The 26,357-nt window shown below is 58.7% G+C and carries 22 protein-coding genes; 9 read left to right on the plus strand and 13 right to left on the minus strand.

What is annotated here, in order from left to right:
- Positions 1–139 precede the first annotated feature (139 nt).
- Positions 140–1,228, plus strand: coding sequence for an ABC transporter ATP-binding protein (locus QO002_RS03855; RefSeq protein WP_307233131.1), 1,089 nt, complete (start codon positions 140–142; stop codon positions 1,226–1,228).
- A 588-nt stretch (positions 1,229–1,816) separates the two neighbouring features.
- Here QO002_RS03855 and QO002_RS03860 read toward each other — a convergent pair.
- The 11 genes from QO002_RS03860 to rsmI all read right to left on the minus strand — a co-directional run bounded on the left by QO002_RS03860 (position 1,817) and on the right by rsmI (position 16,367).
- Positions 1,817–3,403, minus strand: coding sequence for a hypothetical protein (locus tag QO002_RS03860; RefSeq protein WP_307226860.1), 1,587 nt, complete (start codon positions 3,401–3,403; stop codon positions 1,817–1,819).
- Complete coding sequence (locus QO002_RS03865) at positions 3,331–4,083, minus strand: hypothetical protein (RefSeq protein ID WP_307226863.1); 753 nt, start codon at positions 4,081–4,083, stop codon at positions 3,331–3,333. Before QO002_RS03865 ends, QO002_RS03860 begins: the two co-directional genes overlap by 73 nt.
- A gap of 1,007 nt (positions 4,084–5,090) precedes the next feature.
- Positions 5,091–6,038 (minus strand): glutathione synthase, encoded by a 948-nt coding sequence (gene gshB, locus QO002_RS03870; RefSeq protein WP_307226865.1) that lies wholly within the window; start codon positions 6,036–6,038, stop codon positions 5,091–5,093.
- Between the two features lie 349 nt (positions 6,039–6,387).
- Positions 6,388–8,199, minus strand: a complete 1,812-nt coding sequence (locus QO002_RS03875) for a hypothetical protein (protein ID WP_307226867.1) — start codon at positions 8,197–8,199, stop codon at positions 6,388–6,390.
- Between the two features lie 837 nt (positions 8,200–9,036).
- A complete protein-coding gene (locus tag QO002_RS03880) occupies positions 9,037–10,251 on the minus strand; it encodes a calcium-binding protein (protein ID WP_307226869.1) in 1,215 nt (404 codons plus the stop codon).
- 158 nt (positions 10,252–10,409) lie between these two features.
- Positions 10,410–11,519, minus strand: coding sequence for a sn-glycerol-3-phosphate import ATP-binding protein UgpC (locus tag QO002_RS03885; RefSeq protein WP_307226871.1), 1,110 nt, complete (start codon positions 11,517–11,519; stop codon positions 10,410–10,412).
- Positions 11,520–11,530: 11 nt separating this feature from the next.
- Entirely contained in the window at positions 11,531–12,373 is an 843-nt protein-coding gene (gene ugpE, locus QO002_RS03890; protein WP_307226874.1) for a sn-glycerol-3-phosphate ABC transporter permease UgpE, read from the minus strand.
- 13 nt (positions 12,374–12,386) lie between these two features.
- Positions 12,387–13,211, minus strand: coding sequence for an ABC transporter permease subunit (locus tag QO002_RS03895; protein WP_307233133.1), 825 nt, complete (start codon positions 13,209–13,211; stop codon positions 12,387–12,389).
- Between the two features lie 465 nt (positions 13,212–13,676).
- On the minus strand, positions 13,677–14,975 hold the full coding sequence (locus QO002_RS03900; protein ID WP_307226876.1) for an extracellular solute-binding protein: 1,299 nt from the start codon (positions 14,973–14,975) through the stop codon (positions 13,677–13,679).
- Between the two features lie 104 nt (positions 14,976–15,079).
- Positions 15,080–15,448 carry a YraN family protein gene (locus tag QO002_RS03905; RefSeq protein ID WP_307226878.1) on the minus strand — a complete coding sequence of 123 codons (369 nt, stop codon included), beginning with the start codon at positions 15,446–15,448 and terminating at the stop codon, positions 15,080–15,082.
- A complete protein-coding gene (rsmI, locus tag QO002_RS03910) occupies positions 15,438–16,367 on the minus strand; it encodes a 16S rRNA (cytidine(1402)-2'-O)-methyltransferase (RefSeq protein ID WP_307226880.1) in 930 nt (309 codons plus the stop codon). Before rsmI ends, QO002_RS03905 begins: the two co-directional genes overlap by 11 nt.
- A gap of 302 nt (positions 16,368–16,669) precedes the next feature.
- Here rsmI and QO002_RS03915 point away from each other — a divergent pair, with 302 nt between their 5' ends.
- The 5 genes from QO002_RS03915 (at position 16,670) to pyrF (ending at position 22,100) form a co-directional block, all read left to right on the plus strand.
- The gene (locus QO002_RS03915; protein ID WP_307226882.1) at positions 16,670–18,262 is read left to right on the plus strand and encodes an arylsulfatase; all 1,593 of its coding nucleotides are present in this window, start codon (positions 16,670–16,672) and stop codon (positions 18,260–18,262) included.
- A gap of 339 nt (positions 18,263–18,601) precedes the next feature.
- Positions 18,602–19,720, plus strand: coding sequence for a DNA polymerase III subunit beta (gene dnaN / locus QO002_RS03920; protein ID WP_307226885.1), 1,119 nt, complete (start codon positions 18,602–18,604; stop codon positions 19,718–19,720).
- Between the two features lie 489 nt (positions 19,721–20,209).
- Entirely contained in the window at positions 20,210–20,806 is a 597-nt protein-coding gene (gene pmtA, locus QO002_RS03925) for a phospholipid N-methyltransferase PmtA (protein WP_307226886.1), read from the plus strand.
- 11 nt (positions 20,807–20,817) lie between these two features.
- On the plus strand, positions 20,818–21,399 hold the full coding sequence (locus QO002_RS03930; RefSeq protein WP_307226888.1) for a histidine phosphatase family protein: 582 nt from the start codon (positions 20,818–20,820) through the stop codon (positions 21,397–21,399).
- A complete protein-coding gene (gene pyrF / locus QO002_RS03935; RefSeq protein WP_307226890.1) occupies positions 21,396–22,100 on the plus strand; it encodes an orotidine-5'-phosphate decarboxylase in 705 nt (234 codons plus the stop codon). Before QO002_RS03930 ends, pyrF begins: the two co-directional genes overlap by 4 nt.
- An 11-nt stretch (positions 22,101–22,111) precedes the next feature.
- Here pyrF and QO002_RS03940 read toward each other — a convergent pair whose 3' ends face one another.
- A complete protein-coding gene (locus tag QO002_RS03940; protein WP_307226892.1) occupies positions 22,112–23,215 on the minus strand; it encodes a NosD domain-containing protein in 1,104 nt (367 codons plus the stop codon).
- A gap of 91 nt (positions 23,216–23,306) precedes the next feature.
- Here QO002_RS03940 and QO002_RS03945 point away from each other — a divergent pair, with 91 nt between their 5' ends.
- From QO002_RS03945 to QO002_RS03955, 3 genes are all read left to right on the plus strand, one after another.
- Complete coding sequence (locus QO002_RS03945; RefSeq protein ID WP_307226895.1) at positions 23,307–23,594, plus strand: DUF1330 domain-containing protein; 288 nt, start codon at positions 23,307–23,309, stop codon at positions 23,592–23,594.
- Positions 23,595–23,727: 133 nt separating this feature from the next.
- A complete protein-coding gene (locus QO002_RS03950; RefSeq protein WP_307226897.1) occupies positions 23,728–24,708 on the plus strand; it encodes a complex I NDUFA9 subunit family protein in 981 nt (326 codons plus the stop codon).
- Between the two features lie 237 nt (positions 24,709–24,945).
- A complete protein-coding gene (locus tag QO002_RS03955; RefSeq protein ID WP_307226899.1) occupies positions 24,946–25,110 on the plus strand; it encodes a hypothetical protein in 165 nt (54 codons plus the stop codon).
- Between the two features lie 273 nt (positions 25,111–25,383).
- On the opposite strand, the gene QO002_RS03960 is transcribed toward QO002_RS03955, so the two are convergent.
- The gene (locus QO002_RS03960) at positions 25,384–26,190 is read right to left on the minus strand and encodes an undecaprenyl-diphosphate phosphatase (protein ID WP_307226901.1); all 807 of its coding nucleotides are present in this window, start codon (positions 26,188–26,190) and stop codon (positions 25,384–25,386) included.
- Between the last annotated feature and the right edge of the window lie 167 nt (positions 26,191–26,357).

Consider the following 26,357-nt stretch of genomic DNA (forward strand, 5'->3'; position numbering starts at 1 on the left):
GCTGGCCTGGTTTTACTCCGCCGCACTGGCCTGCTTTTGCTCCGCCGTTGACAATTGTTCTTGGAATGGTCGTTCAGGGCAACATTGTCAGAGGTATGACGCTTGGTAGCGTCAAAGGATAATTACGAAGGTTTTGCTGATGAAATCCTTGTCACTTGAAAATGTATCGAAGTCCTATGGTGCTGCGGACGTGTTGAAAAACATTTCCCTCGAAGCGGAAGAGGGCGAATTCGTGGTGCTTCTTGGGCGTTCGGGTTGCGGAAAATCCACCCTGCTGCACGCGATCGCCGGCCTGCATCCCATAAACAAAGGTAACATCTCGATCTATGGCCGGGTCGTCAACGACATCCCCACCCGCCAACGCGACATTGCCATGGTATTCCAGTCCTACGCGCTTTATCCGAACATGACGGTTGCCGACAATATCGGGTTCCCCCTGAAGATGCGGGGACTGCAGAAGCCGGACATCACGGGCAAAGTGCTTGACGTGGCGCGGACCCTGCAACTTGAAGCGTTGCTGGACCGGCTTCCGCGGCAGCTTTCGGGCGGGCAGCGCCAGGCGATCGGGCGATCCTTGGTGCGTGATCCCAAGATCTTCCTGTTCGATGAGCCCTTGTCGAACCTCGATGCAAGTCTGCGCGTCGAGATGCGCGCCGAGATCAAGCAACTGCATCAACGAATCGGCAAGACGATCGTCTATGTCACGCATGATCAGATAGAGGCCATGACCCTGGCCACGAAGATCGTGATCCTCAACAAGGGGGAGATCCAGCAGATCGGAACACCTGCCGAAGTCTATCACCACCCTGCCAATCTGTTCGTCGCCAGGTTTATCGGCTCGCCTGCCATCTCGCTTCTGGAGTGCACGGTCGAGGGCCGGGAGTTGGCAGAAACGCTGGTATGTGGGAAGGACGAACATCAACTCAACCTGCCTGTTCGAGCCGCTGATAAGCTTGGTCACGGAAAACACGTCCTTCTTGGCCTGCGTCCCGAGCATATTCGTTTGGGCCGGCACCAAGGGGCGGCGGCGCGCGCCTCGGTGGGATTGGTCGAGCCTACAGGCCCCGAGGACGTGGTTTTTCTGGATATCGGCGGGCAAAAGGCCATCGCCCGATTTCCGACAAACGCTGTCGTGCAGGGGCAGATAATCGATATCGATCTGGACGTATCGCGAGCCGTCATATTTGACGCTGTCAGTAATCAAAGGCTTGCTGCAAATTTCATCTGACGCCAGCGTCGCGCCCTATCGGGTTGCGCGGTCGATCAGGTAGGCCAGAAGAAGCCCGGCCCCGTCCTGATTGTATGGTCGCGGCGGCGCTTATTTTAGTTCTTCAGGATTGAAGCCTCGCAGCTGCCCAACAGACTATGATCTTGGGTGAATTCTCACGCCAATGTTGGCAGTGTTGGGTGGCAGTGTTGGGTGGCAGGATATATCCTCATGTAAACACTGGATATTATATGGATTTTGACAATTATTTCGGTGGATTTTTTAAGTAATGAAGAGGGTAATCAATCCGGAATTCGCCTCAGCCGCATAGAATGGAGAAAGTTGTATTTTTGGGGAAACGGTTTTTTATTATTTATAGTTTCTGTGAAAAACGAGTTTTCCACACTCGTTTAAAAATGTTCAAAGTATAAAATCAAAAGTTCTCACTCAGGCGAAAGCAAAAATACAAAGACCGAAATCCGTCCAAATCCATGATTGCGGCGCGACAATCAGGATGAGACCTCTCATCCAGATCGCCGCGCTATATCCATGATCCTCCGACCCATACAATTTGTTCCTGACAAGTGAGAAGGATGCAGGCAAGGAGCCTTAGTCCTGGTGATTATTCTGACGCAGCGCACGAGGGACAATGCGGCGTCCGATGTCCGAATTCAGGAGGCCATCAATATGATCCTGGGTAAACTTATGACCATTTTCCATCAGAGATATCAGGATCGTAATGCTGGTAAAGAAGTAGGTGAACCCGACCGCGAATTTCAGCTGTGCCGCCTGGTCTTTGCCGAATGTCTTCTCGCAAAAGAACACCCATCGACAGTAGACCTGTGGGAAGGTGGCAAGAGCGGCAAACTTTGGAAGCCTGTTAACCATCCAATGACGTAAATCGACGAAGTCGCCGAGGATTTTCTTCAACGTCTTCTTGGCGTGAAGGTAAGCCGGATCGGTGCTTTTGACCATTTGGTACTTCTGGCGGAATAGGGCAACCTCATAGGCAATCTTGGCGGCCATGAAGATCAGCAGGGCAGGAGCGACGGAGGCCAGCTCGTATCCCAATTTCGTACCGAGGAACTCGTCATGGTTCAGCGCGGTGATGGTGCCAAAGAATGCGCCGATAATCCCTCCGCCAAAGAGGGCAACCGGGATGCGTTGCTTGAGCCTTTGTGCCAGGGGATCCGCTGTCTCAACGGCCTGGAGCCAACCCGTAAGCTTGCTGCAGAAGCCTTCGGTCAATCTTTCCATGATCGGCTGGCCAAGCGCGAAAGCCGCTGCAGCGGCCACATCAATTTCCAAGGGTGCCGTTACCCCGTCGGGGTTAAGGTTGAAGGCACGTACGTCGCCCCAGTCGAAAGTCAGCATCACCCCGACATCGGCGATTTCCTTTAGCCCGGTGGCGAGGTAAGCGAGGAGGGTGTCGGCGAGCTGAGGAAGGGCGGTGATCTCGATACCCCGGGCCTGCTCCAGATCGTGGATGCTCAAAGCATCGACCGTCGCTTCGAGGTCGACTTCGAACTCCTCGATGTCAACCGGCCAGTTGGGTGTTGGCGGCGTGCCCAGGTCTGTTCCCGCTAGCTGCTCGATCTTGTGCGTGGCGTCACGTGCGGCAAGGAAGTAGAGAAGCCTGGCATCGGGAGAAGGATGAAGCGCCTTGAAGTTGTTGTGCATATTTCGCCAACTGGGCATACCTGGAACAACCTTTTTGCTCAGATCAGGGTCGGCGCAGGCGCGGGCGACCCGTTCGATAGCTGGCATGGGATCAGCGGTGACGTCGTCAAAATGCTTGTGGCGTGTATCCGTGTCTCCAAAGTCGTAAATTCTCTTGCTGCTATCTGGCTTGACCAGGTACATGCGCTCGGCCTTTTCAAGGACCTTCGGGGTCAGCTCCTGCAGTTGCAGCAAGCACGGATCGACGTCTGAGAACAAATCGGGCCGGATGACGCGGAGAACCGATATGATGTAGGCCTCGCAAGAGGTGAACCCATAGTTGCGACCGGTGGTCAGGGTTTCGCCACGGTTGGTCGACCTCTTATGAAGTTCCTCGATCTGGAGGATGATGGACATGCCCTCGACATCGATTTCCCAGGAAGGAACGACCTCGAACGGATAAATCACGCGATCCAGCCGCTGATTGGGCTCGAGACCGCGGTTGCCGCTTTTGTCGGCCGCATATAGTTCTGCCATGGTCGCGACCCAGTGTTTTCGGCGGACAACGGCGAGCATATTGGCAGGCCCGAGCTTCTTGTTGTCGGAAGGGGGCGCAAATGCCCTGGAGAGATTGTCGGTCGGTTCCACGGAACAAGGCGATCGCATCCGGTGACCTCTCTGAGGATGTCTGCGGCCACCTTCTGTCCCGTTTCATCCGGTACCAGCAAGATGGAGAGGGAGATCGGCTCACCATCCTCCTTCTTATCTGGAACAACGACGCCTTCGGTGTGCACACCTGCACAGGACCCGCTACGCTGACGATGGAATAGCAATGGCACGGAAAACTCGCCACCACCCTTGGCTTTGACTGTCGCCATGACCTCGCGAATGTCATCCGGCGTCAGTACGGACGAACTGAGAAGCAAGGCCCAGCGCGGATCGAGGGGAATGGCTGGAACGAGGCCCAGCTCACATTCAATGCCGGTCTTTCTGCCGTTCACGGGGTTGTCGAACATGGTTCCGATTGCGGCGCGGCAACGCTCTACGAGTGGATAATTCTCCTGCTGGGCTGCAACCAGACCGACCGTGCCGCCGCCAGGAAGGTCATTGGCAATGAGCGCAAGTCTTGCCTCAAGATCGTCCTCCGGGAGGGCGTTGTAACGCTCCAGGAGCGCAGAGAAATCAGCGCCCGGGTGGGCACTCTGGCCGCCCGACATGGGGGGTCGTGCAAGTGGGACGTGCCGGCGCTCATGGTACTGATGTTCAACGTTGTTTGGATATGAGTGTGGTTGAAACGGTAAGGCAGTGATTGAAGGGGTTGTGGGAAAGTGGGATGAAGGTGGTTGGGAGACAGGAAGGAACGGGGGGAACGGTCGCTCTTTATGCTTTCGAGAGAGGTTCAGGTCGGCTGACCGCCTCGAAAATTTGGGGGGAACGCCGCGAAGTTGGCTCGTCTTGATTGGTGCTGGTATCCACGAATTGAGGTCCAGCCGCTGGTGGCGTGGAACTTGCCCAGATACGAGCGAGCGGATGACAGTCGTGTCAATTTAGACGGCGGTCAGCCCCAATAGGGGTGACGGTGGAACGGACGCGGGCTGATTTTTCGTGACGTGGCTTCGTTAATGCGGAAAGGCCGCTGCCGGCAGATAATGATTGGGGCATACTGTCTGAAATCTCCTTGGGGTTCGGCGCTAAAGCAACCTGCTTCGTATTCGGCATCACGCATGGGTTCATCTGCGGCAAGTTTTTAAGGGTTGGAACTGGTGATCCTTTTAGGGTTAAGGCTGGCGGGATATATGTTTGTGTAGTGTTTGTTTCTTCGTATATTTGGCTGTCCGTTCCTTTGTGCATGCGATTTGAGAATGACGATGAAACATCCCGCTTGCTGAAGGTCAGGTTTTCCGCGGTGGTAATCCGCTTGAGACGCCGTCGATCAGATGGAATGGCGTCCCTTTGACATCAATTTCGCGTCAGGCGATTGTCTGGATTGTGGCCGGTTGTGCTCCGCGAACAAAAAAGAATACCCGGGTACAACCAGAGGAAGGGGCAGGCTGTTGTTTGTAGATGCTCCGTGTCTGATCGCGTCGGAGCTGATGATAACAGCCGGTATTCGAGCGGGGATTTTTCGGGGGTATCTTTTTAGGGGCAAGGATTGCCCCTCACCCTAGCCCTCTCCCCGCTTGCGGGGAGAGGGGACGATCGAGAGCGGGGCCGCTCTCCTACATCAAGCCCGTTTGCGTTCGATCGCGTCCCAGAGAAGGGCGGCGACATCGGCGCCACCGAATTTCCTGACTTCGCGGATGCCGGTGGGGGAGGTGACGTTGATCTCGGTCATCACGTCGCCGATGACGTCGATGCCGACAAAGAGGAAACCACGCTCCCTCAAGGCCGGGCCGATACGGGCGCAGATTTCGCGTTCGCGGGTGGTCAGCTCGGTTGGCATCGGCGTGCCGCCGGCATGCATGTTGGAGCGGGCATCGTGCTCAGCCGGAACACGGTTGATGGCGCCGACGGGTTCGCCGTCGACCAGCAGGATACGCTTGTCGCCCTTGCGCACCGCCGGCAGGTATTCCTGGGCGATGAAGGGCTCGCGGAACATCTGGCCGAACATTTCGAGCAGCGAGGACATGTTGCGGTCGTCGCGGGTCGAGTGGAAGACACCGGCGCCGCCATTGCCATACAGCGGTTTCAGGATGATATCGCCCATCTCGGCGCGGAAGCTGGCGATCTCGGCGGGATCGCGGGTGATCAGCGTCTTCGGCATCAGATCGGGAAATTCGGTGACGAAGATCTTTTCCGGCGAGTTGCGCACCCAGGCCGGGTCGTTGACAACAAGCGTCTTCGGGTGGATGCGCTCCAGCAGGTGGGTGGAGGTGATGTAGGACATGTCGAAGGGCGGATCCTGGCGGAGTAGCACCACATCCATGGTCGAGAGGTCGATGCGCTCGGCATCGCCCAGTGTGTAGTGATCGCCCTTGATGTCGCGCAGTGTCATCGGCTGGACAGTGGCGAAGACCTTGCCGTCGCGCAGCGACAGCTGGTTGGGCGTATAATGGAAGAGCTTGTAGCCGCGGCTTTGAGCCTCAAGGCTCATCGCGAAGGTACTGTCGCCTGCGATGGTGATGCCGGAGACATGGTCCATCTGGACCGCGACATTGGTGATCTTCGCCATAGGTCGTTTCCTGTTGATCGTCGTTGTTAAGCCGCGCCGTTCTGGAGAATGTCCGGTTCAGATTGAACCATAAATCCTCCAGATTCTTGTGTTTCCGTTTGTCTTTTCGGGAAAACCGGTTTCCACTTTTCCCTGACAAACTCTAAAGCATATCGCGATCTGTCAGATTCGCTTCCCACGCTTCAGCTCCTTGTTTTTGCGCATGTCGTTATCGCAAAAAAAACGCTGCACACTTTTGCGCGACATGCTTTACATCAAATCGCGTCTCCGGAAACCTGCAGATTTCCGCCGGCTTGCCATCTGGGTGCGACAAGGCTTCCCCCAGCGTGGATTTCCAGGCGTCGTGATGTCATCTGGATAGATCGTCTCTCGACCCCCGCGTTCGCTCGTTGAGGCCCCTTGCCGTGTCCCTTCCGGCTGCTCGGCTTTCAGGCGGTGTTGGTGAGGGGGCCTGGGAGGGGATCACGTCAATAGGTTTGGATTTGTCGAAATAACGCATCGACCAGGCATGTCCGGCCTCTTCCAGCTGTCTGTTATTTTCCCGAATCCCCTCCAGCAAGCCGGGATCGACGCTTGCCGGCGGCAAGTTTCTCATCTTCGTACCGAACTCATCGATAACATGAGGAATGCTGGCTTCTCTTTGCCGCTCTGTTTCGGGATGTCGGCCAAGGATCTTGTCCTGCTCGAGCGTGGCATAATGATTTTCCCCGGAAAATCCTCGATAGTTGCCGGTCGGCCTCCCATTTTTGACATTCAGCAGAAAAATATCGTGCTTTTCGAAACTGTCGATGAGCGGGGAATAGTTGTAATCGACAACCACGAGCTTCTCACCGTTGATCAGCTGGTTGCCTACCCGGACGAGTACTGGCGGCAGGGGCGCTGTGTGGCGAGGAACATAATGATCCAGCGCGTTCTGTATCTGATCGCTATTGGTGATATTTCGAAAATACTCGGCGTTTCGTTGTTTGGACGTGTATGGCTCGTGGTAGGATTTGCCATCAGCAGACAAAACATGCAGCTCTTTTCCGTGAAGTATACGGCCACCTTCAAGGTTTACGTATTCTTCCGCATCCATGAATGTATCGTCATCGATCCGGACGATTACCTTGGGAAGATCATTTCGCGCCGGCCGTCCTGTTATCGCAGCAAATTTCGCTTGCGCGGCATCCCGTTGGTATTGTGAATTATGAAGCTCGTTATATTTGCCGACAGACAAAAACCCATCCGGGTTGTCACGTAAGAATACATCCTTCCCAGGGTATAAGGACGAAAAGTCTTTCAGGTTTTGCGCACCGATCTCGTGACGCCGAAACAGCAGAAAATCGCCCCTTGCGTCATCGACGATGAGTTTTACATTGGCGAGTGCCGCGTTGCCATGCGGGGTAAGGCGCATGGAATCGGGGCCTGATTTGATGAGAACGACGTTGTCTTCCGACTGAAGGTCATCGGAGCGTGGCCTATAGTCAAACGAAGTGGCAATCTTCGGTTGCTCCTCCCCTGAAATATAGATTTTTGTTTCTTCCTGCTCTACCGACCTGCGTGCATCTATCCCCTCTTGATTATTTGTGCCGAATTCAAACGCATCGAGCGCGTCGTCCTCCATGGCGTCCAAGACGTCATCCGCAAATTCGTCACTTCTGTCACCGGCTTTGTCGCCCTGTCGCGATGCGTCGGCCGATTGCGTGGCTGCGGAGGCTTCTGGCAATTGCGCCGCGTGGGCGGCTGGACTTGAAGGAGCCGCGCTTTCGTCTGGTTCCAAACGCAAGTATTTGCTGGGGCGATCGTCGTCCGTGAAATCGCGGTAAACCGGGCTTGCCGGCCTCTTCCGGCCACGGTTCAACCGATCATCACTTTGGTCTCGCCCGTTGCCGGCCGTGCTCCGTCCTGCAAACTCAAGTGCGTCGAGCTCTTTTGCAGTCATGTTGTCCAAGACGTCATCGGCGAATTCATCCCCACCGCCCTTATCGCCCAGTCGCGATGGACCGGCCAAGGGCGTGTGTGTGCCGACCGCCGAGGATGCGCGGTATTCCCTCCTGGCCGACTTTGAAGATGGTCTACCCGGTGAGACAAAAGATTGTGTTTCGGACATAACCCCAAACTTAAGATAAATCTGTCTCAGTTTGTCCAATTCGCTTTCTAGGTTGCTGACGATCTCATTCATCCTGTGGTTTATTTGAAGAAATTTACTTTAGAAAGGTCGTTTCTTACAACTAGAAACAATAATTTACTGTAATTATATCGGAATTTATCTGGAAAACTCAACTAAAATAACCCTGAGAAGCTTGAATTAGAGTTTCATTTGTAATTGATGTAAAGTACGGAATTCCCTTTCACGGCTTGCCGGTCATTATGTTCACGGTCCTTGGGTACGGGTAAGCGGATACGGATGTGCCTTCACGCGGCGTGGTTCGCCCGTGGTTTGGGTGGAATACTCGGCCGGGACACATCGAGTGCCTGGTTGAGGTAGTAAAAATGACACGCGATGTGTCCCGTCTCGGTGGTTTTTACCTGCAACTCCGGTTCCTCTGCAAAGACGGTACCCCTTTCGGTGGGACCGAAGTCAGGAGGCATTGACGCCACCAGCCGTCTGCTTGTGTGCCTCACAGGCACGCCCCGCTCTCTTTCAAGCGAGAGGGAAACCATTTTCTGCAAGCCCCCTTGGCCGCGCCTGCGTTTCAAACCCAGACCAAAGGCACCGGCCCCACCTCGCCGGCAACGCTTTCCGGTGTATCCGATGGCAGGACGGGAGGAGTGTGGCACGGGTGGATGGGGCGGGGATTGGCGGGGATGAGTTTTGTTGAGTTTCTTCGGCCGACGCCACAGGCGGGTTCAAGGCGGCAGCTTAGAGTTTGTCAGGGAAAAGCGGGAACCGGTTTTCCCGAAGAGACAAACGAAAACAAAAGAATCAAGAGGATGTCTGGTTCAATCTGAACCAGACATCCTCTAGGCGCCAGCAACATACGGCCGCCTTGGCCGGGCCAGTCGGATGATGCGTCGATCACGAATCGAAGATAAAGTCGGCGGCCGTGAATTTCGCTTTCAGGATATCCTCGATAACAATCGAACCATGGCTGAAGGTGATGAGGGTGTCGTCGCCGGATTGGGTGATCTTCAGGTCCGAGATCGAATCGATCTTGCTGAAATCGCGGAAGTGAATTTTGTCCTCGCCATCGGTGAAGGTCTTGATGTGATCGGTGCCGAGTTTCTGGTTGTCGCGGTTGCGGAATATGAAGTGGTCGTCCGTTCCCTTGGTGCCGTAGAGCGTATCGTTACCCTGGTAACCTTCCATCCAGTCATCCGTGCCCCCGCCACCCTTGATCACGTCGTTGCCTTCACGACCGCCGAGATAGTTGGCCTTTTTATCGCCGATGATCGTGTCGTTGTACTTTCCGCCGTTGACCTCCTCAATGTTCTTGATCGTGTCCTTGTCGCCGAAACCATCGATGGCCGTTCCCTTGGAAAGATCAACCGTGACCTTTCCTCTGCCGCCGCGCTCGGCGTCGTGCGAATAATCGATACTGTCCCAGCCGGCACCGCCATCGAACACGTCATTTCCAGCAAGTCCGCCGAATTCCTGATCGCTACTGCCGCCGATGAACTTGTCGGCGAAATTGGTGCCTCGGATGCTTTCGATACCGATGAGCTTGTCGGTGAAGCCGTAGGCATCCTTGACAGTCGTATTGTTGACCAAGATACCCTTTGCTGGAATCCAGCTGTGATTGCGAGGTCCGTCGGAATAATCGACCACATCCCAGCCGCTACCGCCGTCATATGTGTCATTCCCGAGGAAGTCCTTGATGTAGTCGTCTCCGGCGCCGGCCTTGACCGTGTCGTTGCCTGCACCGGTTTCGATATCGTCGCCCTTTGCGGTACCTGTGATTATATCGTTGCCGCCGAGGGCGATTCCCTTGAAGTCATAGAGATGGTGGAAATTGTAGCTTTTGATGCTCAGCCCGGTGATCGTATAGATCGCCTGGCCACTCGCATTGTACGACGTTGCGCCCGTTACCGTTCCGCCCGTGATCTCCGTACCCGAAATTGAAAATGCCGAGCCCGTCAGTACGAGCTTCTTGGTCCATCCCGTCTCGAAATCTGAAAACGTATAGGTGACCTTCTTATGGTCGCTGCTCACGGCGAGGGTGAAGGCTGAGTTTTCAGAGAAGACATCCCAAAAATATTCGGGCGCATACTTCGTGTAGGTCACACTTGCCATAGCGTCATATCCCCCATGTTGACGGCCGCACCCCGGCGACTTCTGCGGGTAGGATCGCGCAAATCCTGCTGCTCCTCAATTTACCCTTTCGGACTAGCTCGATTGGTATATGGGCGCGGGCAATAGCATCGCGATGCAGCGATGCCGGTTTCAGCTCTTCACCCGACCACCGCCTCCAAGGCCCCCGTCACCACGCGCTTGCCGCCGCCGAAAGCCTGCGTCAGCCGCTTGCCCGTCGTGGTATCGAAGAAATGCAGGCGCGACGGGGCGAAGGTGAGCGCGAGGGTGTCGGCGATGTCGAGTTCCGGGGAGAGGGCGGCGGTCAGCGGCTTGCCGTCGACGGTGCCGTGGACCAGGCGCTGGGCGCCGAGTTCCTCGATGTAGCTGACCTTCAGGGAGAACGACTGTTCGCCGGATGAGGCGATGCGCAGGTCTTCGGCGCGGATGCCGACGGTAAGGTCGGTCGGCAAAGCGGAGAGGGGGCCGGTTTCGAGGATCTGCGAGCCGAAATGCAGGCGGCTGCCTTCGCGCGTGGCGCGCAGAAGGTTCATGGCGGGGGAGCCGATGAAGCTGGCGACGAAGGTGGAGGCGGGGGTGTGGTAAACCTCGAGCGGGCGGCCGATCTGTTCGATCTCACCGCCGTTGAGGACGACGAGGCGATCGGCCAGTGTCATGGCTTCCAGCTGGTCGTGGGTGACGTAGATCGAGGTGGTGCCGAGGCGTTTTTGCAGCTGCCTGATTTCGCCGCGCATCGAAACGCGCAGCTTGGCATCGAGGTTCGACAGGGGCTCGTCGAAGAGGAAGGCGGCGGGTTTGCGCACGATGGCGCGGCCCATGGCGACGCGCTGGCGCTGGCCGCCCGAGAGGGCGCGCGGCTTGCGCTCCAGGTATTTTTCGAGTTCCAGCATGCGGGCGGCTTCCGCGACGCGGGCGTCGATCTCGGCCTTGGGGGTGCCGCGGTTCTTGAGGCCATAGGCGAGGTTGTTGTAGACGGTCATGTGCGGGTAAAGCGCGTAATTCTGGAAGACCATGGCGATGTCGCGTTCGGCGGGCTCGACATCGTTGATGATGCGGTCGCCGATCTCGACGGTGCCTTTGGAGATGGTCTCAAGCCCGGCGACCATGCGCAGCAGCGTGGACTTGCCGCAGCCGGAGGGGCCGACCAGCACGATGAACTCGCCATCGACGATATCGATCGACACGGATTTCACCGCCTCGACGCCGCCGGCATAGATCTTCGAAACGTTGGTGATGTTGATCGCTGCCATCGGTCGTTCCTTTACTTGTCGCTTTCCGTGAGACCCTTGATGAACCAGCGCTGGAAGATCATGACGATCATGACAGGTGGCAGCATGGCGAGGATCGCCAGGGCAAAGGCCTGATTGTAATCGGGAATGTTGGAGCCGACCCAGACGAGCAGGATCTGCTTGATGCCGCGCACCAGCGTGAAGAAGCTCTCGTCGGTGGTCATCAGCGTCGGCCAGAGATACTGGTTCCAGCCATAGACGAACATGATGATGAAGATCGCCGCCATCATGGTTTTCGATAGCGGCACGATCACGTCGATGAAGAACTTGAAGGGGCCTGCGCCGTCGATGCGGGCGGCCTCCAGCAGTTCGTCCGGGATCGATTTGAAGAACTGGCGGAAATAGAAGGTGCCGGTGGCTGACGCCAGAAGCGGCACGATGAGACCGGTGTAGGTGTTCGTCAGGTGCAGCGTGTTCATGACCTCGTAGGAGGGCAGGATGCGGACTTCGAGCGGCAGGAGCAGGGTCGTGAAGATCATCCAGAAGGTGACGGTCGCGAAGCGGAAGCGGAAATAGACGAGCGCGTAAGCCGCGAGCATCGACAGGATGATCTTGCCGGCGGCGAAGCCGAGGCCAAGGATGAGGGAATTCATCATCATGCGCAGGCCGGTGATCTTGCCGGTGAAGCCGCCCTGCTTGGTGAGCACCGTCTGGTAGGTCTCGATGAAATGGCCGCCAGGCAGGATGGAAAGGCCGTTGCGATGGATATCGGTCGCCTCATGGCTGGACGTCATCAGCGCCACCAGAAGCGGGCCGACCATGATGAAGACGCCCAGGATGAGGATGAAATGATCGAAGAGTTTGACGCGCTGCATGGCCGGGCTCCGCTCAGGTGTAGTGGACGCGCCGCTCGATGAAGCGGAACTGGAAGATGGTGAGCACGAAGACGATGATCATCAGGATGACCGACTGGGCCGAGGATCCGCCGAGATCATTGCCGCGGAAGCCGTCCATATAGACCTTGTAGACGAGCGTGATCGGGTTGTTGGCGGCCTTGTCCTTCACCATCACGTCGATGACGCCGAAGGTATCGAACAGGGCGTAGGTGGTGTTGATGATCAGCAGGAAGAAGGCGGTGGGGGCGAGCAGCGGCAGGATGACGGTCCAGAAGCGGCGGAAACCGGAGCGGCAGTCCATCAGGGCTGCCTCGCGCACGGAGACGGGGATGCCCTGCAGGCCCGACAGGAAGAAGATGAAATTGTAGGGGATCTGCTTCCAGACGGAGACGATGATCATGGCGGCGGCCGTGTCGTTGTAGTTCAGCCCGACTTTCATCTCCCAGCCGAACAGGCCGGCGAATTTCACCAAGGGGCCGATGTGCTGGTCGAACAGCATCATGCCCATGAGGCCGGCGACCGGCGGGGCGATGGCGTAGACCCAGATCAGCAGTGTCTTGTAGGTGGCGTTGCCGCGGATGACGCCGTCTGCCTTGACGGCGAGCAGCAGGCCGATGGCGAGCGAAAAGAAGGTGACGAGGGCGGTGAAGACCGCGGTGAAGCGGGCAATGCCGAGGTATTCTGACGATTTCAGCACGTCGGTGTAGTTGCTCATGCCGACGAAGGTGGAGCCGAAGCCGAAGGGGTCCTCGAGGTAGAAGGACGACTGGATCGCCTGCACCGACGGCCAATAGAAGAAGATGACGATGATCGCCATCTGCGGGGCAAGAAACAGATAGGGCAGGTAGGGTGAATTGAACTGCACGCGCTTGGCGAAAGACGGCTCCGAGGGGGCGGCGCGGAAACGACGGAAAAAGCCGGCCGTCGTCGGGGCTGTCGGGGAGAGCGATGGTGCGTGCGTCATGGGTCGGAGCCTCAAGAGAGTGCTTTAGGTGTGGAGGTATTGCCCCTCACCCTAGCCCTCTCCCCGCAGGCGGGGAGGGGGGCGATCGTAAGTGTGGCGGTCTTCTCGTGTCATCATAGGATGGCGAGGAGGTGCCGCTTGTCCCTTCTCCCCGCGAGCGGGGAAGAGGGTGGCCGACAGACCGGATGAGGGGCGGGGTGGCTCGGAGTTTGCCGCGCCACCCACCTCTGTCAGCTCCGCTGACATCTCCCCCGCAAGGGGGGAGATCGACCCGAGACTCTGGTCACCTCCCCCCGCAGGGAGGGGATGGGGCCGAGATCAGCCATCCGTCTTCGCAAAACGGGCGAGAAGTTCGTTGCCTTCCTTCTCGATCGTGTCGAAGGCGTCCTTGACGGAGACTTCGTTGGCGAAGATGCGGCCGTATTCGCGTTCCATGATTTCGCGGATCTGCGGGTAGAAGCCGAGGCGATAGCCCTTCGACCATTCGCCGGCCGGCAGCATCAGCTGCTTGATGCCGACTTCGGCGGCCGGGGTCTTCTCGTAGTAGCCTTCCTTCTTGGCCATTTCGTAGGCTGCCTTGGTGATGGCAACGTAGCCCGTGGCTTCATGATAGAAGACCTGGATCTCAGGCGAGGTCAGGAACTGGAAGAAGTCGGCAACGCACTTGTTCTCTTCGTCGGTCTTGCCGGACATGGCAAACAGGGCAGCACCGCCGATGAAGGACGAGGTGCCGGCACCCTTGATCGAACCCCAGTAAGGCAGGAAATCGGCCGAGAACGGCATCTGGGTCGTTTTGGTCAGGCCGCCGAAGGAGCCGGAAGAGCCGATCCAGAGGGCGGCCTTGTTTTCTTCGAACATCTTCTGGTTATCGTTCCAGCCGGCGCCGTAATAGGCGAAGTAGCCTTCATCAGCCCAGGCCTTCAGCTTGTCGAACATCATGACGAGGTTCGGGTCGGTGACCTTCAGCTGGGTATCGACAACGCTGTCGTAGCCGTTGTTGTTGGTGGCGAACTGGATGTTGTTACGCGAGAAGAAGTTCTCGGTGAACTGCCAGGTCAGCTGCGACTGGACGAGCGGGATGTAACCGGCTTCCTTCAGCTTCGGAGCAATCGCTTCGAATTCTTCCCAGGTCTTCGGGGCTTCGACGCCGGCCTTTTTCAGGGCTTCGTCGTTGACGTACATGATCGGCGCCGAGGTGTTGAACGGCATGCCGACGAACTTGCCGTCTGCATCGGCGTAGAAGTTGCGGACGCCGTCGATGAAGGCGTTGCGGTCGAAGGTGTAGCCAGCCTTGGTGATCAGGTCTTCAGCCGGGATGACGGCGCCCTTGGCGTTGATGATCGTGGCGGCACCGGCGTCGAACACCTGCAGAATGTTCGGCTGTTCGCCCGAACGGAAGGCGGCGATGCCGGAAGCCAGCGCTTCCTCATAGGTGCCCTTGGAAACCGGGGTGAGCGCGCAAGCGGTCTGCGAAGCGTTGAACTTCTGGGCGACTTCGTTGATGACTTCGCCGTTGCGGCCGGCCATGCCGTGCCACCAGGTGATGTCGGTTGCGGCAAGCGAGGAGGTCGCGGAGAAAGCCAGCGCGAGGCCGGTCATCGTGATGTTCTTGATCATGGCAGTTCCTTTCACCAGGGTTAAGGTGAGGAACCCGCTAAAGCCCTTTCATGACGGCGCGATAACGCTTTGATGTCTGTTCTGTAACAACAGTGCACAGGTGTTCAAAAAGCGTCAATGAGATGCACCGGCCAGCGCCACGGGCTGACGGAGATGATGTCGTAGCGGATGGAAAGCCTTGTGGCGTCGGGCTGGCGGGAAAGCCAGAGATCGCTTGCCGCGCGGATGCGGCGCTGGGCCGTGGGCGAGACGGCGGTGACGGCGCTGTCGAGGTTTGCACGGGCTTTCACCTCGATGCAGGCGACGAGGTCTCCCTTGCGGGCGATGATGTCGATTTCTCCGAGCTTGGTGCGGTAGCGGAACGCAACGATCCGGTAGCCTTGAAACACAAGTGCAAGCATGGCGCGATACTCGGCGATCGCACCCCGGCGCAGCGCCTTCAGTTTTCGGATATCGGCCGGTTCACGCGCCATCGCGCTCCTTCAATTGCAGGAGGCGATCGTAGAGGTCCTTGCGGTTGAGGCCAGTGCGCTTTGCGGCTTCAGTCGCGGCCTTGCCGGTGGACAGATCCTTCGCGAGGGCAGAGAGGAGGACATCGACATCCTTTTCCTTCGGCGGTGCCGGCGCATCGGGTGGGGCGATGACGAAGACGATCTCGCCCTTCACGTTTGCGCCCTCGTCATAGAAGGCCTTCAAGTCGGCGAGCGTGCCGCGGCGGAATTCCTCGAAGGTCTTGGTCAGCTCCCGGCAGACGGCGGCGGTGCGGGCTTCACCGAGAACATCGCAGGCCGCCGTGACGGTCGCGGCGATGCGGTGGGGGGATTCGAAGAAGATGAGGGTAGCGGGGACGGTGGCGAGCTCGGTCAGGCGGTCGCGGCGGGCCTTGTCCTTCGAGGGCAGGAAGCCGGCGAACAGGAAGGTTTCGTTGGACAGGCCTGAACCGACCAGGGCGGCAAGCGGCGCAGATGGGCCGGGGATGGGCACCACGCGATGGCCGGCCTCTATTGCCGACTGGCCGAGGCGGTAGCCGGGGTCGGAGACGAGGGGCGTGCCGGCGTCGGAGACCAGCGCCACGGACTTGCCGGCCTCGAGCGCTGCAATCAGCCGCGGGCCGGCTTCGTCGGCATTGTGTTCGTGATAGGCGTAGGGGCGGTTGACGATGCCGTAGCGGTCGAGCAGGACGCGGGTGACGCGGGTATCTTCGCAGGCCAGCACATCGGCGCCGGCCAAGGTTTCGAGCGCGCGCAGCGTGATGTCGGAGAGATTGCCGATGGGGGTTGCGACGAGATAGAGCGCCGGCTCCAGCGGACGTGCGGGCACGGCGATGTTGTGGATGCGGTAGGACTTCTGCCTGTCGCTTGCTCCGCTGCCGTTGTCTGCCTGGTGTTCCACTGTGTTTTCTTTCTATGTGCTTTGCCGGTCTTTATGGGCGAGCCGTGCGAAGGCGGCAAGAGCTGGTCGATGGATATGGCAAGCCGTACAGCCGGGGGTCTTCTTTTATGCCGGCGAGGCATTTCGGTAGAGAGGCCGTCGTGAACTTGAAGCGCGACGTGTTGACGGCTTCGCTTGATATTGCTGTAACATGGCTCAGCCAGTTTGAGCGGCGTCTCTACGCTATCCATCGACTTTTCGCTCGGTGGTGCCGGTTTCAAATGGAGACGTGCCTCGCGATTTCACAAACTGGGGAAACTGGCATGAGAATGAAGACGCTTCGCACTCTGGTTCTGCAGACGGCCGTGCTTGCTGCCATCCCGACGCTCGCGCTGGCGCAGTCTGTGCTGAGCAAGGCCGAGCGCACCAGTGAGAGCATGGAACCGGCGCTGGTTCATGCAGATCAGGCAACAGCAGCCCAGAAGAAGTTGGACGAACTGATGGCCCGAACCGGTCGGCGGCCAAACATCGTCTGGCTGGTCGTTGACGACATGGGCTATGGCGATCCCGGCGTATTCGGCGGCGGCGCTGCGATCGGCGCAGCCACCCCCAATATGGACAGGCTGGCGCACGAAGGCCTGACGATGACCTCGACCTATTCGCAGGCCACCTGCACGCCGACGCGCTCCGCCATTCTGACCGGGCGGCTTCCGGTGCGCACCGGCCTGACGCGTCCGATCCTTGCTGGCGACAAGATCACCAAGAACCCGTGGGCCGATGAGACGTCGCTGCCGAAGCTGCTTGGCGACGCGGGATACAAGACAGTTCTGTCCGGCAAGTGGCATGTCGGCGAAAGCGTCGGCATGCGGCCACAGGATATCGGCTTCGATGAATTCTACGGCTTCTACGAGGCCGAGAAGGAAATCAGCCAAGGCGTCGACAAAAGGCGTTATCCAGATCTTGTTCTCAATCCCGAACGGTTGGCAATGCTGAAAAAGACCGGTTCGAGCACCGCGCTCGTTCACGGGTTCAAAGGTGGCGAAACCAAGGACGTCGAGCAGATCGACAGCATCGGGAAGATGGCCGAAGGCGACCGGATGCTGAAGGAATTCAGTGTCCAAAAGATCAAGGAGCTTGCCGGGGGTACGGCTCCCTTCTTCCTCGAACATGCCTTCATGAAGGTGCATGCCGACAACTTTGCCTCCAAGGCCTTCGAAGGCAGGAGCGCCAGCAAATACCCGTACAAGGACGACGTGGTGGAGGTTGACGCCTATATTGGCGAGATTGTCGACGCACTCGACAAGGCCGGGGTGCTCGACAACACCTTCATTTTCGTGACCTCCGACAATGGGCCGCAGCTCGATACCTGGCCGGATGCTGGATACACGCCGTTCCGCGGCGCGAAAGGTTCTGCCTGGGAAGGCGGCGTGCGCGTGCCCGGCATCGCCTACTGGCGCGGCATGATCAAGTCCGGCCGCGAAAGCGATGATCTCTTCGATCTGATGGACCTGTTCAACACATCGCTTCACGTGGCCGGTGTGGCGGACAAGATCCCGACCGACCGCTATATCGACGGCATCGACCAGACCTCGTTTCTCCTGGCCGATGACGGCCAATCAAACCGCGAGAAGGTCTATATCTGGAACGAGCAGAACTTCATGGCCATGCGCATGTACGAGTACAAGATCCATGTGAAAGTGGTTCAGGAGCAGGCCCAGTGGTTGAACATCGACATGACCACCGTCAGCGATGTCGGCCTCGCACCCTGGCTGTTCAATCTCTACATCGACCCGAAGGAGCAATACCCGGTCGGCCACCGCATGAACGCTTTCCTGGCCTCGATGGCGGCGGAGATGAAGGCGCACGGGGCGACGTATAAGAAGTATCCGCCGAAGAATATTGGCCTCGGGCAATAAGCAGCAACACGGTCGGTCGCTTTATATTGACTGCTTTTTCTGCAATGCCGATCACATGCCCTGTGACAGGATTCTGCAGACGATTCCGAAGGCGGGTCAGGCGGAAGTGATATGCTGCTGTTTCCGACGCAGCCCTGCAACGTGTGTGGATATGACGGGGATACTGGGGACGACCGCTCGTTCTTGCTCACAATAGTCCTCTCCCTCCCGCGATAGCGCTTGATTTCCGCGGCTTCTTTCTGCCATTTTGCCCGTCCACATCCTTGTGGGCCCGACGGGGCGTCAAATGTAAATGCCGGGAGGCATGCTTCCGGCACTGGTTGAAAGCGGTAGCATCCCATGCGCATTACTCTCGAGCGGTCCAATCTCCTGAAGTCGCTGAACCACGTTCACCGCGTGGTCGAGCGCCGCAATACCATTCCGATCCTCTCCAACGTGCTGTTGCGCTCCGATGGCGCAAGCCTGGAGATGAAGGCGACCGACCTCGACCTCGAAATTACCGAAGCGACGCCTGCGCAGGTCGAGCAGGCGGGCGCAACGACGGTGCCGGCGCATCTGCTCTACGATATCGTCCGCAAGCTTTCCGACGGGTCTGAAGTGGCGCTCGCCACCAACACTGAAGGCACGGCGATGACGGTGCAGTCGGGCCGCTCGAAGTTCTCGCTGCAGTGCCTGCCGCAATCCGACTTTCCGGACCTGACCGCCGGCGCCTTTACCCACACCTTCCGCATCAAGGCGACGGACCTGAAGATGCTGATCGATCGCACCCAGTTTGCGATCTCGACGGAAGAAACCCGCTATTATCTCAACGGCATCTATATCCATACGATCGAAAGCAACGGCCAGCTGAAACTGCGCGCTGTCGCGACCGACGGGCACCGGCTGGCGCGCGCCGATATCGAGGCGCCGTCGGGTTCCGAAGGCATGCCGGGCATCATCATTCCGCGCAAGACCGTCAGCGAATTGCAGAAGCTGGTCGACAATCCCGATGTCATCGTCACCGTCGAGGTGTCGGACGCCAAAATCCGCCTGACCATCGGCTCGATCGTCATGACCTCCAAGCTGATCGACGGCACTTTCCCGGATTACCAGCGCGTCATCCCCGCCAACAACGAAAAGGAACTGAAGATCGATTGCCAGTCCTTCGCGCAGGCCGTCGATCGCGTCTCCACCATCTCGTCGGAACGGGGCCGTGCGGTAAAGCTGTCGCTCACCGAGGGCCAGCTGACGCTTACCGTCAACAACCCTGATTCCGGCAGCGCGACGGAAGAACTGCCGGTCGGTTATGACAGCGATCCGCTGGAAATCGGCTTCAACGCCAAGTACCTGCTCGATATCACCGCCCAGCTTTCGGGCGACGAGGCCGTGTTCATGCTGGCCGATCCCGGCTCGCCGACGCTGGTGCGTGATCTCGCAGGCGACGATGCGCTTTATGTCCTGATGCCGATGCGCGTCTAAAGCGCGTCGCGATCTTTCAGATTCGCTTTCCACGCTTTGGCTCTTTGTTTTTACGCATGTCGTTATCGCAAAACCGCTGCGCACTTTTGCGCGACATGCGTTTAACCTTCAGCCCTGGCCGGCCTGCAGATGGCGCTTTCCCATGCTTCCGGTGCTCACGTACCGAAGTACGCTCAAGCTCCGGGGCACGGAAAATCACCATTTTCGACTCGGCCTGAACTGAATGTCGATCGGTCCTCGCGCTAAAGCTCGCTCGCCGCTGCATCGAACGGTTCGGGAGCGGCTGACGCCGCCCGGGCCGTTTTTTTATGCGTGACTTCTGATAAATATGCGACAACGAGGCTCGCTCGTATTTTCACTACATCTTAATGACGTGAAGAGACTTGTTTTTGTCGCAACTCGCAACACATAATCCACTGCGTCGAAGACTCTGTTCATGAAGGCGGAGATTCGCTGTCAGCGGTGCTCAACCGGATTACGGGAAGAAAAATGAATTTTCGTCTGAAGCAGCGTTTTGAAAAGAAATTTGACGAGGAAATCCGGTTCTTCAAGGGCTGGAAGCAGAACATGAAAGCGGTCGGCTCGATCATCCCGACCTCCGGAATAACGGCCCGGCGCATGGCGAGCGTGATCAATCCGCATTCCGGCCTGCCTGTCCTGGAGCTTGGCCCCGGTACCGGGGTGATCACCAAGGCGATCCTCGAAAAGGGTGTGGCGCCTCAGAGCCTTGTCTCCGTTGAGTTTTCCACCGATTTCTACCAGCACCTCCTCGAACGGTTCCCCGGCGTTGATTTCATCAACGGCGATGCCTTCGACCTGAAGACGACCCTCGGCGAACGGCGCGACCAGCAATTCGATTGCGTGATCTCGGCTGTGCCGCTTCTGAATTTTCCGATGTACAAGCGCGTGGCGCTGATCGAGGATCTGCTGTCGCGCATCCCCGTCGGCCGCCCGGTCATGCAGATCTCCTATGGTCCGCTCTCGCCCGTCGTGGCGCTGCCGGATCGTTACCAGATCTCCCATTATGATTTTGTCGTGCGGAATATTCCGCCAGCCCAGCTTTGGATCTACCGCAAGGCTCATTGAGGCCAGAGGGCATGTTCGGGGTTTATATCACCCATCCCCAGGTTCGGATCGATCCGACTGTTCCTGTGCCGCGATGGGGATTGTCGGAGCTTGGGACAGCCCGCGCCACGGACACGGCCGGGGGTGACTGGGTGCGGCGGATCGGCCGGTTTCTTTCCAGCGACGAAACGAAGGCTGAGGAGACGGCGGCGATCCTTGCGGCTGGACGAAAGGTGGAAATCCTTGCCCGCTCCGGCGAAAACGACAGGTCGGCGACCGGATTTCTGCTGCCCGATGCCTTCGAGGCGGCGGCCGACTGGTTCTTTGCCCACCCGACCGAAAGTTTTCGCGGCTGGGAACGAGCGGCGGATGCGCAGGCGCGGATCGTCTCTGCCGTATCCGGCGTGCTCGATGCGCATAACCCGGAAGTCCCGATCGTTTTCGTCGGCCATGGCGGTGTCGGAACGCTGCTGAAATGCCATCTGGCCGGCGTGCCCATCGCACGCCATGATCAGCCGGCAGGCGGTGGCAATCTCTTCGCATTTTCCCTTGCGGATCGTTGCCTTGCATGCGACTGGACCCCGATGGAACAATGGCGGGGATGGATGGCATGACCCTGAATGCACGCGACAGACTGATCATCGGTCTCGACCTTCCGACGATCGGCGAGGCTGAAAAGATCGTGGCCGCTCTCGGCGACGAAGCGAGTTTCTACAAGATCGGATATCAGCTTGTCTTTGCCGGCGGGCTGGAATTTGCCCGCGATCTCGCCCAGGGCGGCAAGAAGGTCTTCCTCGACATGAAACTGCTCGATATCGACAACACGGTGGCCAAGGGCGTGGAAAACATCGCCAGGATGGGTATGTCGATGCTGACCCTGCATGCCTATCCCAAGGCGATGAAGGCGGCTGTCGAGGCGGCGAAAGGTTCCGATCTCTGCCTGCTCGGTGTGACGGTGCTGACGTCCATGGATGCAGAAGACGTCAGGGATGCGGGCTATGCGCTCGATCCACGCGCACTGGTGCTGAAGCGTGCCGAACAGGCGCGGGAGGCCGGCATGGGCGGGATCGTCTGCTCGGCGGAAGAATCGGCTGCGGTGCGCGGCATTGTCGGTGCGGGCATGGCCGTCGTCACCCCCGGCATCCGCCCGACGGGCAGCGACAAGGGCGATCAGAAGCGGGTGATGACGCCTGCCGACTCGCTGGCTGCGGGCTCAAGCCATCTGGTGGTGGCGCGGCCGATCGTCAAGGCGGAAGATCCACTTGCGGCGACACGAGCCATTCTGGCCGAGATGGATCGCGCGCTTCAGGCGTGAGCGCCGGCAAGTCATTCCACCCTGTTGTGTTCGATCACGTTGGTATCCTCATCATTGCGGATCAGCGAGACGTCGCCGCCGATCACTATATTCCCGGCAACCCTGTTGAACTCGGCGAAATCCCGCGAAATTAACCCGCTGCCGAAGGGGGCCGAGGGGGCTGTCAGGCAATAGAGACGGGCGCCGTTGCGGGAGTTCAGCCAGATGGCGGGTTCGGCTCCACCCTTCGAATAGGAGAAGGTGTTGCCGCTGATCTCGTTATACTGTGGCGACTGGTGGCGGATGGTGCCGCCTTCACCGCAGTTGCGATAGAGGAAGATGCCGCCTTTGACGGGGTCGTTGAACCTGTTGCCGGAGATAAGGTTGTAGGCCGATCCATCCACGGCGATCTGTTCCCGGGATTTGGTGATGACGGCAAAGCTGTTGGCGCGGATCGTGTTGCGAGCCGATTCCGCGTCGAGATAGATCGCCGTGCCGCCGCTGCGCCCGCTGAATGCGGAGTTCTCCACCGTCAGGCCGGTTACACCGGGCGCGACATAGAGCGGGATTTTTCCATCGGCGATGAAGCGAAGCTGCGACAGGTCGATGTTGCGGGGTGCCGATGCCTGAGCGTGTTGTGTATGGCCTGCCTTGAGCGATGACAGCCGGACGTCTTCCGCCTGACCGTTGGCGCCAAGTCCTTGCACGCGGATCGCGCCTTTGACGGTGCAGTTCTTGACCGTGATGTCCTGCGGCACGCTCCAGCGCCCGTCTTTCGCCCTGGTCGAGCGGATGAGGATTGTCGGCCGGCCGGAATTGACGGTGCCGCGCGAGCCGTCGAAGGTGGCGCCGGCACAGTCAATGGTGATGCCGGAGGCCTTTTCGCCGGAAAGCAGCAGGCGCTTGCTGATGATGTCGGTCTTTTCCAGCATCAGCGAGCAGTTGAGCTCGATGCTCGATGCCTGTTGCGTCGCCGGCTGGCGAAGCGCAGCATATGTCCTGGGCAGGCACGCGGGGGCCGGCGCAGTCTGCGAAGCGGCCACGACCGGGTGCGGGAGGCAGAGCCAGGATGTTGCAAAGGTGAGGGCGATGATCGCGCCCAGCGCCGTTTTCAAACCTGTCCGTTTCGATGCCATGCATGCGCTCCGTCATTCATCCGCTTGACCCCTTCGGCAAATTGCCGGAAGACGATCATCTCATGCTTGCGGCGAGAAAGAGGAGAAGGCAATGGCAAAGGGATACTGGATTGCACGCGTCGATGTTCGCGATGCCGAGCGCTACAAGGATTATGTCACGGCCGCCAAGCCGGCCTTCGAAAAATACGGCGCCAACTTTCTGGCGCGCGGTGGCGAGCACGAGCGTCTGGAAGGGCATGTGCGTGCCCGCAACGTCGTGATCGAGTTTCCTTCGCTCAAGGCCGCCCATGATTGTTACCACTCGCCCGAATACCAGATTGCGGCCGCGATCCGCCAGGCGGTTGCGGATGCCGAGATGGTGATTGTCGAAGGCGTCTGAGCGCGCTTTGAAGCCTGCGTCGGAATGCGGCGCGAAAGCCTGCGTGATAAGCCTTCACCTCGCGGGGTGATTGGGCTATGTACCCGTTAGATATCAAGCAACGCGCCTAGCGAACTTCAGGAGTGCCTGTGCCATGACCTTGTCCAATGTTCCGCCGCTCGTCACGGTTTTCGGTGGGTCGGGCTTTGTCGGCCGTCATGTCGTAAGAGCCCTTGCGCGGCGCGGCTACCGCATTCGTGTCGCCGTGCGCCGTCCCGACCTCGCGGGCTTCCTGCTGCCGCTCGGAAATGTCGGCCAGATTTCGCTGGTCCAGGCCAATCTGCGCTACCGCAAGTCTGTCGATGCCGCGGTTCAGGGTGCAAGCCATGTGGTCAATTGCGTCGGCATTCTCTTCGAGAGCGGCCGAAACACCTTTGACGCCGTCCAGGATTTTGGCGCCCGTGCGGTCGCTGAAGCGGCCCGTGCCGCCGGTGCGCAGCTCACGCATGTTTCGGCCATCGGCGCCGATGCCAACAGCGAATCGCTCTACGCCCGCTCGAAGGGACGCGCCGAACGGTCGGTGCTCGATATCCTGCCGGAAGCTGTGATCCTGCGTCCGTCGATCGTCTTCGGTCCGGAAGACCAGTTCTTCAACAAGTTTGCCGAGATGTCGCGCTTCGCACCGGCGCTGCCGCTGATCGGCGGCGGCGAGATGGCCTTCCAGCCGGTCTACGTTACCGATGTTGCCGAAGCGGTAGCGACCTCCGTCGACGGCAAGGTCGCCCGCGGCACGATCTACGAACTGGGCGGCCCGGAGGTCCTGACATTCCGCAACTGTCTCGAGATCATGCTGAAGACGATCGATCGCAAGCGGGCTCTCGTGCCGCTGCCGTTCGGCATTGCATCGCTGATCGGCTCGATCGCCTCGCTTATCCCCTTCATCAAGCCGCCGCTGACCCCCGATCAGGTCATCCTGCTGCGCAGCGACAACATCGTGTCCGAGGCTGCACGCAGCGAAGGCCGCACCCTCACGGCATTCGGCATCGAGCCGACATCGGTTGAAGCCGTCCTGCCATCCTATGTCGTGCACTATCGTCCGCAGGGCCAGTATACCCGCTCTGGCAACGCGGCCTGAAACGAACAATCAATCCGGAGACTTCGCGGGCCGCCGGGGCAATCCGGCGGCTCTTTTCGTTTGCAACACCGCGAAACGTTGCACTTCTGCCGCACTCGTTTTGAGCTTTGGTATTTACCTCGGATTCAACATGTTCCGATATTGATAACGGCCGTCGCAACGCTTAGAGAGCAGCCGCGCTGAGCCTTGCGAATCCTTGAAGGCGGCACGTCATTCCTATCGAGAGGCAGACAGTTCATGGGTAAGTCGATCGCACTCTTTTTTGCGTGCGCAGCGCTGATCATCGTCGCCGGTTCGTTCGCAGCGCCGAAGACCGTTGCGGGCCATCACGGCGATTGCTCTCCGGCCTACGGCGTCGACCCCTGCACCACGGCCTCGATCGGCACGCTTCCGGAAAATTGATCGCTTTCTAGATTCTTTTGTTTCCGTTTGTCTTTTCGGGAAAACCGGTTTCCACTTTTCCCTGACAAACTCCACTGCATAATTCCTTAAACCGGAATCGGTTTAAGGAATTATGCAGCAGGTATAAAGTGCTACAGCGAACCTTGGTGCGTCAGATATGACGCACGGCGCTGTAGCGACATCAGCGCCTGCAACGGCGCTTCTCGTTTATGGCGGGGGCCAGGAACCGCATGCAACCTCTTGAATGGGGCTGCATGCGGTTTTCGTTTGGGATCAGCCGAACAGCCAGAGGCCGATCAGGCCTGCAATGCCGACGACGATGCGCCAGATCGCGAAGGGCGCAAATCCTCGGCTGGAGACGAAGTTCAGAAGCGACCGCACGACGAGCAATGCCGAAACGAAGGCGGCAATGAAGCCGACGGCAATCAGCGAGGCATCGTTGAAGTCGAGCGCGTTGCGGTTCTTGTAGAGATCGAGCGTGAAGGCGCCCAGCATCGTCGGCATCGCGAGGAAGAACGAGAACTCGGCAGCAGACCGCTTGTCGGTTCCCATCAGCAGCGCGCCGGCAATGGTTGCGCCGGAACGGGAGGTGCCGGGGATCATCGCAAGGCACTGGAAAAGGCCGATCTTGAAGGCGAGCGAGGGCGGATAATCCATCACATCGCGATATCTGGGCTGAAGCGGCAGCCTGTCGATCGCGTAGAGAATGACGCCGCCGACGATCAGCACGATACAGATCAGCACGGGCGTTTCAAACAGGACAGCCTTGATGAAGTCATGGGCAATCGCGCCGATGACCGCGGCAGGCAGGAACGCCAAGAGCACCGACAGCAGGAAGCGGCGTGCCTTTTCGCTTGTGGGCAGCGCGAGCGCGATCTGCAGGAGACGCTGGAAATAGACGAGCAGGATTGCCAGGATCGCACCGAGCTGGATCAGCACGGCAAAGGTGTTGCCCGGCGACTTGAAGCCGAGGAAATGTCCGGCGAGCAGAACATGTGCCGTGGACGATACGGGGATGAATTCGGTAAGACCCTCGATGAGGCCGAGGATAAGTGCGCTGATGATCGATTGATCCGCCATGAATTAAGTATCCCTGAAGCATTGGGGGTTAGCCTGGGGGGCCATGAAGGCGTTGGCTGATTCGCTTGTGTTTGCGACAGCAAATTCCTATAGCTTTTTCACACGCCCCACGGCTAGACCAAACCGCCGCGCGCTCTCCCGATAGAACTGACGAAGCCCGATCCCCC

The sequence above is a fragment of the Pararhizobium capsulatum DSM 1112 genome (assembly GCF_030814475.1).
Lineage (GTDB): Bacteria > Pseudomonadota > Alphaproteobacteria > Rhizobiales > Rhizobiaceae > Pararhizobium > Pararhizobium capsulatum.